Origin of the sequence: uncultured Thiothrix sp. (genome assembly GCF_937873765.1) — a bacterium.
In the GTDB taxonomy this organism is placed as follows: domain Bacteria; phylum Pseudomonadota; class Gammaproteobacteria; order Thiotrichales; family Thiotrichaceae; genus Thiolinea.
In genome coordinates, this window is sequence record NZ_CALMZC010000006.1 from 1 (window position 1) to 13,492 (window position 13,492).

Genomic DNA, 13,492 nt, shown 5'->3' on the forward strand with positions numbered 1-13,492 from the left:
GAGCCAGAGCCAGAGCCAGAGCCAGAGCCAGAGCCAGAGCCAGAGCCAGAGCCAGTTAAACCTAAACGTAAAGTACGTGGCAAGTTAACAAAATCTGATGCTGCTTCACCCGACCCAGAAAAACTAATTCAGGTCGAGTTAGAAAAAAGCGAAAATAATGAGTCGGCAGGAACTGCCAAACCTGCTAAACGCAGAGGCATCAAGCTGAAAAAAGATATTTAAATTTTAAGGAGTTCTTTAATGAATATGCTTAATAGAAATCTAGTTGCGTTGGCTATCGCAACAGCTTTAGCCTCAGACGCAGTGCTGGCAGCTGATTTGCCTTTGCCACCTCCGGGGCCTTTTGTTAATCCTGTCGAAATGGCGGCACCGGGTTCTAATGCTGAAGCAGTTGGTAGCAATACAACCGCAACAGCTACGCCAACCACAGGGAGTGTAGCTGTGACGGTACAAGCTGCCGATATGCCAGCTCCCCCTCCCGGACCTTATGCGACTCCAGTACCTGTAGAAGGTGGCATTACTGTAGAGCAAGGTGTCCCTGTGGCTCCTCAAGCAACAGCTCCACTAGAAATTCCAACCCAGCCGGAGCAACCTGCAATACCCGTTGCTCCTGAGCAAACTGCTCAAGTTCCGACACAGCCGGCGGTTTCTGAACAGGCTGCGCAAGCACCAGCACAGCCAGTGACTCCAGAACAAACCGCGCAAGCACCTGCACAGCCAGTGGCTCCAGAGCAAACCGCGCAAGCACCTGTACCAGAGCAAGCTCCAGCAGGTCAGTTAGCAATGCCAACCTTGCCTGATCAACCAGCAGTTCCCGTGGTTCCTGAGCAAACTAATCAAACTCCAGCTCAACCAGTTGTGCCAGAGCAAGCTCCAGCAGGTCAGCTAGCAATGCCAACTTTGCCTGATCAACCAGCAGTACCAACTGCCCCAGAGCAAGCTACTCAGGTGCCGACACAACCAGATGCGCCTGAACAAACTGCACAAGCTCCAGCACAACCGACTGCCCCAGCACAGTCTGCTCAAGGGCCGGCTCAGTTACAAATGCCTGACATGCCTAGCCAAGCGAGTGTACCTACGCAAACTACTCAAATACCACAGCCACTTGCAGAGCCACAAGCGCCACAGATGCCAGCACAGCCTGCTGCACCAGAACAGCAATTGACACAAGCGCCTAATCAAGTGGTTATGCCTATGCAGCCGTCCATGCAAGGTCGCCCCATGGCTCCGATGATGCCTATGCCTGTTATGCCGATGGCAATGCCTTATCAGCAACAAGTTCAATATTGGTATATTATCCCTGTGGTTCCACCAGCTAACCAAATGCCTATGATGATGCCGCAAGCTATGCCGCCCATGTACACTATGCCTGCGGGTCAACCCCGCATGCAGATGCAAGGTGGGCGTATGCTGCATCCACGCCAAGCAGTGCCCCAAGTCTCTGCTCAACCACAACAACCGGCTCCGGCTCAATAAGCGGAGTGATCCTGCTATGAGTTAAGGTTCATAGCTAGGAGTAAGCGAACAGCGTGCATGATTACATTAATTGGCAATCTCAAAGGCGGTACAGGTAAAAGTACAATAACTTTTAACCTCGCCCTTTGGGCAGCAACTCATCAAAATGTGCATGTTCTGGTGTATGACTTAGACCCACAGTCCACGACTTCTGATGCATTCGAAATTCGTGCTGAGGAAGGCCATCTACCTATGCTCAAACCAAAGCGTCAGGTAGATGTGCTAGGGTATGAGGGCGAGCATACCCATGTGTTAGTGGATATTGGATTGGCCGATATGCACGCTACTGAATTAGCCATTCAGCGAGCTGATCATATCTTGATTCCAGTGTCACCTAGCCAAGCAGATGTCTGGTCGACGCAACGATTTTTGAAGATGATTACCGAGATTCGTCAGCAGCGCCCCGTTCAGTTATTCGCTTTACTCAATCGAGCAGATACACATGCCAGTGTGCGCGAAACCACAGAAGCAGCGGAAGCGCTGGGTCTGCTAGAGGGTTTGCATTTACTGGATTCACGCCTTTATTTAAGAACAAGCTACCGGCGATCCTTTAGTGAAGGCTTGGCGGTATTTGAAATGGAACCGCGCTCTAAGGCAGCAGCTGAAATTGATGCCTTGGGGCGGGAGCTTTACCACCTTATTAATTAACTAACCGTATTCGGGGTTTGGAGATAGGAGATATCCATGAAAGCTTTTCGTTGGCTATTAGTGCATCCCATAGCGTTTGCTTGGATACTGGCAGCTATTGCTATCATTTTAAACTGGATGGTGGGCAGTGGTGCACCACCTAAGAAAGAGCATCAAGCCAAAGCTGGCCAACATGAAATGCAGGCTCAAAAAGGTGCTGCTGGACATGAACAAGCTTCAAATCAGGCTCAGGCGGCAGCAGCGATGCCTGCAGACCATGGTGCTGATGCTAATTTAGGCCAAGCTACTGCTAGTGGCGAACAGGCTCAAGCTGCCTCTGCTTCAGTGGCTGAGCAAGCTGCTGTTGGTGCTATTGCTACAACTGATGACCAAGCCGTCAATGAGAATTCTAGTGCGGAAGATTTATTATTAGCAGCCCGTGAAGCTTATTGGAGCGGTGAATATGACCGTTCGGTCGGCTTCTATCTGTCATTGTTGAAAAAAGATAACAAACCAGATTATAAGGGGGAGTTAGCTAACGTCTTTTGGAAGCAAGGTAAGAGTGCTGAAGCGGTTAGTTTATATGCAGAAATCGCGCCTTGGTTAGCTGAGCAAGGTCGGATCACTGAATTACAAAGCATTAAAGTTTATGCGGATGTCGTTGATCCTGCTAAAGCCACTGAAATTGGCGCTGTGATAAAATAACAAAATCTACCTATGGCATGTCCACGGACATGCCCTTTCATCTCTTATCCACCAAAGATAAAAAGGCAGGTTGCCATTTGTAGAGCAACCTAATGTTTTATTGTTTGGGGTTTCCTACTGAAGCTCCTTTACAAACCACAGGAGCACACACATGTCGACTCAATCTAAGGTTTCTTTAGATGAAGTTAATTTAGAGTTGAAGAGTGTCGAGCACGAATTAAGCGATGTTGAGCAAGATTTGCGCCAATTTGAAACGAATCAATCGAACGCAACTACACTACTCAAGTTTTTAGTTTACCCTTCCTTAATTGCGTTTATAATTTTGGCAGGCTATGGGTTTTATCTGATTCAACGTCTGACCAGTGATGTGAATCGTTTAGCTGAAACAATTGTGCAGTTAAGTGCCTCCGTTGATAGTAGCATGCTAAGTATTTCTGGCAGTATGACTACGATGTCAGGGCAGATGGCCAGTATTGTTAACTCTACCAACGCCATGTCTAGCACGATGCATGCAATGAATAACAGTACGCAACGTATGTCTAATGATGTGACGCAGATGAACGCATCCACTCAGAATATGGCGGCTTCGGCTTATAATATGCAACATGATATGTGGAGCATGAACCGCAGTATTTCTAAGCCATTGCGCTTATTTAATAGCTTTATGCCATTTGGTGGTGGTAATGATGCTCCACCGGTATCTCTGCCAACTGCACCGCTAGTACCTTATTACAATAGTCCGTACTATAATACCGGTTGGCTTTATCCGGGACAGCAGGGAATGACGCCGACCGCGCCACCAGCGCCGTCTACTGCTGCTCCGATAACTCAACCCTTACAACAACCTACCAAGCCTCAAGCAGAGGGTCGCTCACAAATTAACTTATCAGCGGCTACAACTTTGGCAGGTTTGCATTAATAAATAAAGGATTGTCGCATGACCCCTGATAAACGCATGGAGCAACGTCTAAATTTGCTGCAAGAGCATTTAAAGCGTGAAAATCCCACTATGGTGGACGTTGTTGGCAAGTATCGTGAGCTCGATGTGGTGGCTAAGAAAATTGGCTTACTAGCCCCAGGGGAGTCTTATGCAACCCAGATTTCATGGTGGCCACTGATTTCGATTCTAGGCACCTTTTCAGCGGGCAAATCGAGCTTTATTAATACTTATTTGGGTTTAGAACTACAACGCACCGGCAATCAAGCCGTCGATGATCGTTTTACCGTGATTACCTTTAGCCCAGATGGTACACAGCGTACTTTGCCGGGTTTAGCATTAGATGGTGACCCACGCTTTCCGTTCTACCAAATCGGCGAAGAAATCGAAGCGGTCAGTGCGGGAGAAGGTTCACGTATTGATAACTATCTGCAAATGAAGGCAGCACCTAGCGAAAAGCTACGTGGGCGTATCTTGATTGACTCGCCCGGGTTTGATGCTGATGCCCAGCGTAAAGCAATTTTACGCTTGACGGATCATATTATTGAGCTATCTGATTTAGTCCTAGTATTTTTTGATGCGCGCCATCCTGAACCAGGCGCAATGCAGGATACCTTAGAGCATTTAGTGCGTGGTACGCAGCGGCGTAATGATAATTCTAAATTCCTGTTTATCTTAAATCAAATTGATACTTCCGCGCGGGAAGATAATCTTGAAGACATCGTCGCTTCTTGGCAAAAGGCACTCGTACAAAGTGGCTTGTCGGCAGGTAGTTTCCATATTCTATTTAATGATCGTTTAGCGGTACCGGTGCCTGATGAAGCAGTATGGGCACGTTATGTGGCTAAGCGTGATGCCGATTATCAGCGCATTATGGAGCGCATTGATGGTGTAAATGTGGAGCGAGTGTATCGCATTATCGGTAACCTAGAATCCACCAGTAATCAAATTGAACAGCAAGCTGTGCCCCGCTTGCGTACCCTATTGCAACGCTGGCGACGTGATACTTTAATTTGGGATGGGATTGCTTTTGCTGCTTTAGCCGTCGGTGGTATTGCCTTAACGGTTTGGCTGGGTTGGTGGCAAGGTTTAAGTTTCAATCCTCCTTGGCTCGCTGAAGTACAATCAAGCTCGGTGATGTCAACTATTGTTATTGCTATTCCGATTTTGATTCTACTAATTATTCACTTCTTAATTCGTAGCAAAGTACGCAGTTATGTGAGTAAGTCGCTAGGCACTGAAGAGGCTTATGGCAACTTACAGGCGGCTTTCAAGAAAAGTACAGGCTTCTTTCGCTCGATTTTCCAAACTAAACCAGCCGGTTGGGGCAATTTAAACCGTCGACGTTTAGATAGTATTCGTCATTCAGTGGATCGCTTAGTACAACGTCTCAATGATCGCTTTACCAATCCATCAGGGCGTGATCCTGTACCACTTGTGAAAGGTCGCTAACTTGCTTGGGCGGTTGCTACATCAATGCACCTTAAGGCCAGCTTGGATGCTGGCCTTAGCGTTGTTAGTTTTGCTCACAGCTTGTGATTCCAAAGAAACTACTGCCGTGCGCTTACAAGGCGAGAGCATGGGTACGACTTGGCATATTACCTTTATGCCTAACCCACAGGTAACGCAAGATGCCAATGCTTTGCGTGCAGGGGTGGAAGCAATTTTGGTGCGTATCGATGAGCAAATGTCGAATTGGCGTAAAGATTCAGAGATTTCGCGTTTTAATCAAGCACAAGTCACTGAATGGTTTCCAGTGTCTGCAGATTTAGTCAAAGTAGTCGCAGCGGCTCAGCAAGTCAGCCAGTTCAGTCAGGGTGTTTATGATATCACGGTCGGGCCTCTGGTGAATGTATGGGGCTTTGGTAGTACGAAAAAAATGGTAACTAAGCCATCTGATGCTGAAATCCAAGCAGCCTTAACTAAAGTGGGTTATCAGAAATTATTCATCCAAGAACAGCCGCCTGCCTTGCGCAAGGCCTTGCCTGATATGTATGTAGATTTAGCCTCAATTGCACCGGGCTATGCAGTCGATTTAATGGGGCAATATTTTGAGCGGCAAGGTATTAAGGATTATATGATCGAATTGGGTGGAGAAGTGCATACCTTAGGCAAAAGCCCGCGTGGTGATGATTGGCGAATTGGGATTGAGAAGCCAGTAGATTTAGGTAATGCTGTGCAGCAAGGCATGCTGTTAGTCAATGCTGGCTTATCCACTTCAGGTGATTATCGCGATTTTTTCATTGAGAATGGTAAGCGCTATTCACATACGATTGATACTACTACCGGTTACACTGCTAGACACAGTTTAGCTTCTGTTTCCGTGGTGGCTGACAATACTACTTTAGCAGATGCTTATTCCACCATGTTGATGGCAATGGGTGAGGTTAAAGGCAAAACCTTTGCCGATCAGCATCAACTTAAAGCCTTCTTTATTTGGCGCACTGATCAAGGCTTTGAAACCTATGCAACTGCTGGTTTTCAGCCTTTGTTGTTAAAGCCCTAGCTTATGGCGTGCGTTATTTTATTTAACAAGCCCTATGATGTGCTTTGCCAGTTTACCGATCAGAGTGGCCGACAAACTTTAGCTGACTTCATTAGTGCACCGAACTTCTACGCAGCAGGGCGTCTAGATCGGGATAGTGAAGGTTTGTTGGTGCTAACAGATGATGGCCGCCTGCAACAACGGATTGCAGATCCAAAATATAAAGCTTTCAAAACCTATTGGGTGCAAGTCGAAGGTATACCGACCGTAGAGGCTTTAGTTGCTTTGCGTAAAGGTATAAAACTAAATGACGGTTGGACTTTGCCTGCTGAAGTGCGTTTAATGGAGGAACCTAAGGATTTATGGCCACGTCAACCACCCATTCGAGTAAGAAATACTATTCCAGATAGTTGGCTGGAATTAAAAATTCGTGAAGGACGGAATCGGCAGGTACGCCGCATGACGGCTGCATTAGGTTTTCCGACTTTACGTTTGATTCGGTATCAGGTGGATGCATGGACGCTGGATGGGCTGCCCTGTGGGAGTTGGCGTTTTGCCTAATCCAGCGTCTTAGCGAGGTTGCAATTAACCAAGGGAGAAGTTAAAAAGCGCTCGCAGCGGTATATGATTGGAGGAGAGGAGGAGTCATGTACCTATTAAGCTGCGAGCGCCGACAAATTGTTTACACTTAACATCAAGCTGAATTTCAGTTGCTTCGTGCTATGAAACTCATAGTATTGATTTTTGTTGCAATGCACAAGTGATGAAAATTATCCTGTTTGGTTATTTATTCTAACCGTTTACGGCTGAACTTTCTAAGTACTCGATCCGACGTTCTAGATCTTCAATACGTTTTAATAAGCTTTCATACATTGATGTGCTTAATTCAGGCAATTCATCTGTTTTAGCGCTACAGATCTCTGTTTGTAGGTTTGCTAAGGTTTCAGTACCCAGGGTGTGATAGTAACGTTCTTCACGTTGTCCGGCTTGTGGCGGTAATTTCATCACTAGGGATTGCTCATTCTTTAGCCAACCTTCGAGTATAGTACGGATTTGTTCAGGTTGCGTAAATTCGGCCATCCGGTCAGTACGAGTCTTCAATTCATTTAAAGTTTGTGGGCGACGCAACATGAGTACGGCTAAAACGGCTTGCTGCTGTGGGGTTAAATTTAATTTACGTTGTACCTTGTGTTCAACTCGCTGTGCACGTCCACTGTTTTGGATCACGAGCCAACCGTACTCAATCAAACTACGTGCAATGTGCCCAACCTCACCTTCTTTCAAATTCATAATGGGGTCACGGCTGGTTTTTTGATTGCAAGCGAGCATTAAAGAATTAATAGTTAGCGGGTAATTGTTTGGAGTGGTTAGTTGTTTCTCCATTAAACTTCCTAGAATACGAAGCTCTTCAGCACTAAAAGGTGGTTTCTGCGTGTCATCAAGTATTTGCATGGTTCAGACTCTAATTATTCATGTTGTCAGTTTAATATAAGCACATTTTTTACGCATTAGGAGCGCTGCTTAGTATGCAAGATTCTGTTTATGAGGTAGTTGAAAACTTAGCGAGTCAGCTTAAACAAGCTAATTGGTCGTTAGTTATTGCAGAGTCTTGCACGGGCGGTGGGGTGGCTAAGGCTTGTACAGCGGTCGCTGGTAGTTCATCTTGGTTTGATAGTGCGTTTGTTGTGTATAGTAATGCAGCTAAGCAACGCATTTTGAATGTACCTGCGCAAACTATTGAAGCTTATGGAGCGGTAAGTGAAGCAGTAGTGCTGGAGATGGCAAAAGGTGCTTTTCAGCAATCGGTTGCTCAGGTGGCTGTTGCTGTAAGTGGGATTGCTGGGCCGGGCGGTGGTAGTATGCATAAACCAGTCGGTATGGTTTGTATTGCTGCGGTTATAAAAAACAGAGCAGAATGGGCGCAGACTTTTTATTTCCAAGGTGATCGCGAACAAATCCGTGAGCAAGCCATTTTGGAGGCTTTGAGGTTGATCGATGATTTATTGACACGCCAGAAGTTGGATGAGGACGCCTATCCGACTTCTGGTGGTGAAGCAATCAATTAGTTGTGAATGTATTTGTTGAACACTTCGGTATAGTCACGCTTGGTATGAGTAATTAACAGGGCAGTATTGATTTGGCTGAGTAATTCTTTAAATTGCCCAACAACTTCACCATTAGTAGCTGTGTTTAGCTTATAGATCGATGAAATGGCATTAAGCGCTTGTCTCACATTATCACGACATATTCCGTCCGCAACTTGACGCTTGTGGATACTAATCAGACTCTTGTAGATGTCTTTGAGTTGTTCTAAATAAGTCTTACGCACATCAATACTGAAAGTGATACCCGCGATGATGAATTTTAACTCTATATCCATATCAATTGTACCGGCTGTTTCAATACGCACTTGCTCGATGAAAGAGCTAGCGTAGTCATAGCGTTTAATCATACGCTTAGAAGAAACGGCTGAATCACCATCAACGTGGATGAGTGCAAAATTGGTGAAGCAATACTCATCTTTCTTGGATTTGATCAGAAAGAAGATTTTTTCGCCGTCCTCATGAAACAAATAGTCATCAGCGTCCACCTTGTCATAGTCAGTGGGGGCAACAATTACACCAATGTCACTTAAACCTAAAGCTTCAGAAGCTAATTTTTTAAACATTCCTACCTCCTTATTTTTGCTAAAAATTATATTTATTAGAATGTTATTCGAGTGTAGCACAAGCCAAGTGGATCAATGGTTTTTACGTTTAAACGGTCGGTTTTAAGCGTTTAGGAATGGGCTAAAGAATAAACTTAGTTCTATTGTTGTTTTGTAGCTTGAACAGCTTGTAATTTTCACATTTGATGATTTTTTAGCTAGTATATTGAGGTATTTATATGAAAAAAATTTAATTTAATCAATTATTTATTATTTATTTTTGGTTCAAAATAAAAGGTTTGTTTTTTGTTCGTTTTTTTCATCTGTTTTAGTGTTATACCGATCTCAACTATGTGATAATTAGCCCGTTCAAACAGATTAATTTTACTCAGCTATAAGGAGTGACCGGCATGGATGAGAACAAGAAAAAAGCATTGGCGGCGGCATTAGGACAGATCGAGCGTCAGTTCGGCAAAGGTGCAGTCATGCGGATGGGCGACGCTGCTGCGGTACGGAATATTGAAGCGATTTCGACAGGTTCGTTGACTTTGGATATTGCCCTAGGGATTGGTGGGTTACCCAAAGGGCGTGTTATTGAAATTTATGGCCCAGAATCTTCGGGTAAAACTACCTTGACCTTGCAAGTGATTGCAGAGTGTCAAAAAGCGGGTGGTACAGCCGCTTTCGTGGATGCAGAGCATGCTTTAGATCCAAGCTACGCTGCCAAGTTGGGCGTAAATGTGGATGATTTATTGGTTTCCCAACCGGATACGGGTGAGCAAGCTTTAGAAATCGCTGACATGCTAGTGCGTTCAGGCGCAGTCGATATTGTTGTAGTCGACTCAGTAGCAGCCTTAACCCCTAAGGCTGAAATCGAAGGTGATATGGGCGATTCGCATGTGGGGTTACAAGCGCGTTTAATGTCGCAAGCCTTGCGTAAGTTGACCGGTAATATTAAGCGCTCGAATACCTTGGTTATTTTCATCAACCAAATTCGGATGAAAATCGGTGTAATGTTCGGTAGCCCCGAAACGACTACCGGTGGGAATGCACTCAAGTTCTATGCCTCGGTGCGCTTAGATATTCGCCGGATTGGTTCTATCAAGAAAGGCGAAGAGGTTATCGGGAATGAAACTCGCGTGAAAGTTGTAAAGAATAAAATGGCTCCACCTTTTAAACAGGCGGAGTTTGAAATTCTTTATGGTGAAGGTATCTCGCGTGAGGGTGAGCTAATTGAGTTAGGTGTCAATCAAGGCTTGATTGGTAAAGCAGGCGCTTGGTATAGCTACAATGGTGAAAAAATTGGTCAAGGCAAAGATAATGCTAAAACTTATTTGAGAGAACATCCCGAAGTGGCGAAAACGATTGAGCAAGCGATTCGTGCTGCAGCCTTAACTGCCCCTATTCTTAGCTCTGCAGTGGAAGAAGATGATGATTTGCCAGCGGATGAATTGATGTAATGCCCTCCCATCTGTCTCTACAGGTGCTATAGTGTCGGCTTCTGCGACAGAAGCTGAACTATTTGCCAAAGCGCTGCGAGTGCTTGCCTTACGTGAGCATTCGCGTTTTGAATTAGCAAAAAAATTAGCCAGTTTAACAGAAGATAGTAGCCTGATTGAGCAAGTCTTAGATAAGCTAGCGCAGTCTGATTATTTGAACGATCAACGCTATGCAGAAATGCTGGTGCGCTCTTCTGTTGCAAAAGGTTACGGTCCGCTAAAACTCACCCATCTGTTGCGCGAAAAAGGGGTGGAGTCTAAATTAGCTAAAACCGTATTAGACGAAGCTGAAATTGATTGGCAAGCTGTGGCTGTCTATCAACGGCAGAAAAAATTTGGCTATACTCTCCCCACTGATTGGCTCGAACGTGCCCGTCAAAGCCGCTTTTTAGCGGGGAGGGGCTTTTATTTAGAAACAATTAATGCGGTTTTCCATGAAAAGTGCTGAGTTAAGACAGAAGTTTTTAGGTTATTTTGCTAGTCAAGGCCATGAAATCGTGCCTTCTAGCTCCTTAGTACCTGGCAATGATCCCACGCTTTTATTCACCAACTCAGGGATGGTGCAATTTAAAGATGTGTTCTTAGGATTGGATAAGCGCTCTTATGTGCGTGCTACCACAGCACAACGCTGTGTACGTGCAGGTGGTAAGCATAATGACCTTGAAAATGTCGGTTATACCGCTCGGCATCACACCTTTTTTGAAATGCTTGGCAATTTTAGTTTTGGCGATTATTTCAAAGAAGATGCCATTCGTTTTTGCTGGGAGTTTCTCACCGAAGTCTTAAAACTACCTAAAGAGCGCTTGTGGGTCACGGTTTACGCTGAAGATGATGAGGCGTTTAAGATTTGGTCAGATGGGATTGGTTTTCCTGCCGAGCGTATTAGCCGGATTGGTGATAATAAGGGCGCACGTTATGCCTCCGATAACTTCTGGCAAATGGGTGATACTGGGCCTTGTGGGCCTTGCACTGAAGTATTTTATGATCATGGCTCACATATTTGGGGCGGCCCTCCGGGCACACCAGAAGAAGACGGCGACCGCTTTATCGAAATCTGGAACCTCGTTTTCATGCAGTTTGAGCGCACCAAAGACGGTGAAATGCGACGCTTGCCTAAGCCATCGGTTGATACAGGCATGGGGTTGGAGCGCTTAGCGGCTATCCTGCAAGGTGTGCATAGCAACTATGAAATCGATCTATTTCAAACCCTCATCAAATCAGCACATGAGTTAACAGCAGCAGGTACTGATTCCAATAGTGCTTCACTAAAGGTTATTGCTGACCACATTCGCTCATGCTCTTTTTTAGTGGTCGATGGGGTTTTACCCTCTAATGAAGGGCGTGGTTATGTGTTGCGCCGGATTATTCGGCGGGCGATTCGGCACGGCTACAAACTAGGTATGCAAGCGCCCTTCTTTTATAAATTAGTGCAGCCTTTAGTCGATGAAATGGGTTCTGCTTACCCTGAATTAACGAAGCTACAAACCCAAGTTGAACAGGCTTTAGAGAGGGAGGAGCGCCGTTTTGCGGAGACGCTAGAACAAGGAATGAAAATCCTTGAAAACACGATTTCTGACTTAGTTGGCGACACGATTGATGGTGAGACGGTCTTCAAGCTCTATGATACCTATGGTTTCCCGCTCGATTTGACCGCTGATATTGCGCGCGAGCGTAATCTGAAGCTCGATGAACTAGGCTTTGAAGCAGCTATGAATGCACAGCGTGAACGTGCACGGGCTGCCGGTAAATTTGGTACTAATTACAATGATAAGTTAGCCGTGGATAGCGAAACTGATTTCCACGGTTATGACACTTTAAGCGAAACTAGCCCAGTTATTGGCTTGTTTAGTGTGGGTAAAGTCGTAGACAGTTTAAGCACTGGGCAAGCAGGGCAGGTTGTGTTAGCTAATACGCCCTTCTATGCGGAGTCTGGCGGTCAGGTTGGTGATACAGGCTATTTAAAAACCAATACAGGCTCTTTCCGGGTCACTGATACGCAAAAGCAGGGCAAAACCTTTATTCATTTCGGCCAAGTAGAAACCGGAAGCATTCAAGTAGGTGCAGTTGTCACGGCTGAGGTGGATAGCGTTCGTCGTAAAGCGGTGATTCTTAATCACTCCGCTACGCATTTAATGCACGCTGCCTTGCGCCAAGTTCTAGGGGCGCATGTTGAGCAAAAAGGCTCGTTAGTGAATGAAGAGCGCTTGCGTTTTGATTTTTTGCACCCAGAAGCTGTCACGGCTGAGCAAATCGCTGAAGTGGAAGCAATTGTAAATATGCAAATTCGCGCGAATGCAGCGGCTTTTGCACACTTGATGGATATGGAGTCAGCTAAAGCAGCCGGTGCGATGGCACTATTCGGCGAGAAGTATGGCGATATTGTGCGTGTCATGCAGATTGGCTTCTCCACCGAGTTATGTGGTGGTTGCCATGTGGAGCGCACAGGTGATATTGGCTTGTTTAAAATTGTGAGTGAAGGTGGCGTTGCTGCGGGGATTCGCCGGATTGAGGCAGTTACAGGCGCAAATGCATTGGCTTGGTTAAATGAAGTCAATACTCGTCTTGGCAATGTGGCGCGCTTATTAAAGTCGAGCAGCAACGAGGTTTTAGAGAAAACTGAAGCATTGATCCAACGTAACCGCGCTTTAGAAAAAGAGTTAGAACAACTGAAGGGCAAGATTGCCTCGCAAGCAGGTTCTAATTTAGCGGATCAAGCGCTGGATATATCGGGTATTAAGGTCTTGGCTGCGAATTTAGAAGGTGCTGATCCGAAGTCCTTGCGTGATACAGTTGACCAGCTAAAAAATAAACTGGGTAAAGCCGTAGTAATTTTAGCAGCGGTAGCAGATGGAAAAGTAAGCCTTGTGGCTGGTGTCACTAAAGATGAAACGGCTAAAGTTAAAGCAGGGGATTTGCTAGGCTTTGTTGCTAGTCAGTTAGGTGGTAAAGGTGGTGGACGCCCTGATATGGCACAAGGTGGCGGGACTGATGTAGCTGCCCTACCACAGGCTTTAGCTTCGGTTCAAGCTTGGGTTGCTGAACGCGTTTAGTATTTCTTTGAAAAAAAGATTATAGTT

General features: G+C 45.6%; 13 protein-coding genes and 1 pseudogene. 12 read left to right on the top strand and 2 right to left on the bottom strand.

All coding sequences use genetic code 11. The annotated features are described in order from the left end of the window. From Q0307_RS01105 to Q0307_RS01140, 8 genes and pseudogenes are all read left to right on the top strand, one after another. A pseudogene (locus tag Q0307_RS01105) lies at positions 1-222 on the top strand (hypothetical protein); the annotation flags it as partial. A gap of 18 nt (positions 223-240) precedes the next feature. Then, on the top strand, positions 241-1,476 hold the full coding sequence (locus Q0307_RS01110; protein WP_298655214.1) for a hypothetical protein: 1,236 nt from the start codon (positions 241-243) through the stop codon (positions 1,474-1,476). Positions 1,477-1,533: 57 nt separating this feature from the next. Then, positions 1,534-2,163, top strand: a complete 630-nt coding sequence (locus tag Q0307_RS01115; RefSeq protein WP_298655217.1) for an AAA family ATPase — start codon at positions 1,534-1,536, stop codon at positions 2,161-2,163. 36 nt (positions 2,164-2,199) lie between these two features. Continuing rightward, complete coding sequence (locus tag Q0307_RS01120; RefSeq protein ID WP_298655220.1) at positions 2,200-2,847, top strand: hypothetical protein; 648 nt, start codon at positions 2,200-2,202, stop codon at positions 2,845-2,847. 151 nt (positions 2,848-2,998) lie between these two features. Beyond that, positions 2,999-3,766, top strand: a complete 768-nt coding sequence (locus Q0307_RS01125) for a hypothetical protein (RefSeq protein WP_298655222.1) — start codon at positions 2,999-3,001, stop codon at positions 3,764-3,766. A gap of 18 nt (positions 3,767-3,784) precedes the next feature. After that, complete coding sequence (locus tag Q0307_RS01130) at positions 3,785-5,236, top strand: dynamin family protein (protein ID WP_298655225.1); 1,452 nt, start codon at positions 3,785-3,787, stop codon at positions 5,234-5,236. Positions 5,237-5,282: 46 nt separating this feature from the next. Further along, positions 5,283-6,290 (top strand): FAD:protein FMN transferase, encoded by a 1,008-nt coding sequence (locus Q0307_RS01135; protein WP_298655228.1) that lies wholly within the window; start codon positions 5,283-5,285, stop codon positions 6,288-6,290. 3 nt (positions 6,291-6,293) lie between these two features. Then, positions 6,294-6,830, top strand: a complete 537-nt coding sequence (locus tag Q0307_RS01140) for a pseudouridine synthase (protein ID WP_298655230.1) — start codon at positions 6,294-6,296, stop codon at positions 6,828-6,830. Positions 6,831-7,061: 231 nt separating this feature from the next. On the opposite strand, the gene Q0307_RS01145 is transcribed toward Q0307_RS01140, so the two are convergent. After that, positions 7,062-7,721, bottom strand: coding sequence for a DUF480 domain-containing protein (locus Q0307_RS01145; protein ID WP_298655233.1), 660 nt, complete (start codon positions 7,719-7,721; stop codon positions 7,062-7,064). Positions 7,722-7,795: 74 nt separating this feature from the next. On the opposite strand from Q0307_RS01145, the gene Q0307_RS01150 reads away from it, so the two are divergent. Next, positions 7,796-8,335 (top strand): CinA family protein, encoded by a 540-nt coding sequence (locus Q0307_RS01150; protein ID WP_298655235.1) that lies wholly within the window; start codon positions 7,796-7,798, stop codon positions 8,333-8,335. Here Q0307_RS01150 and Q0307_RS01155 read toward each other — a convergent pair. Further along, positions 8,332-8,937: a PH domain-containing protein gene (locus tag Q0307_RS01155; RefSeq protein WP_298655238.1), complete on the bottom strand. Its 606-nt coding sequence runs from the start codon at positions 8,935-8,937 to the stop codon at positions 8,332-8,334. The two genes, Q0307_RS01150 and Q0307_RS01155, sit on opposite strands and share 4 nt — an antisense overlap. A 389-nt stretch (positions 8,938-9,326) precedes the next feature. On the opposite strand from Q0307_RS01155, the gene recA reads away from it, so the two are divergent. From recA to alaS, 3 genes are read left to right on the top strand one after another with little or no spacing between them, the layout of a single operon-like run. Next, on the top strand, positions 9,327-10,376 hold the full coding sequence (gene recA / locus Q0307_RS01160) for a recombinase RecA (RefSeq protein ID WP_298655241.1): 1,050 nt from the start codon (positions 9,327-9,329) through the stop codon (positions 10,374-10,376). Positions 10,377-10,407: 31 nt separating this feature from the next. Continuing rightward, a complete protein-coding gene (locus tag Q0307_RS01165; protein ID WP_298655244.1) occupies positions 10,408-10,863 on the top strand; it encodes a regulatory protein RecX in 456 nt (151 codons plus the stop codon). Further along, on the top strand, positions 10,850-13,465 hold the full coding sequence (gene alaS / locus Q0307_RS01170; RefSeq protein ID WP_298655246.1) for an alanine--tRNA ligase: 2,616 nt from the start codon (positions 10,850-10,852) through the stop codon (positions 13,463-13,465). Before Q0307_RS01165 ends, alaS begins: the two co-directional genes overlap by 14 nt. Positions 13,466-13,492 lie beyond the last annotated feature (27 nt).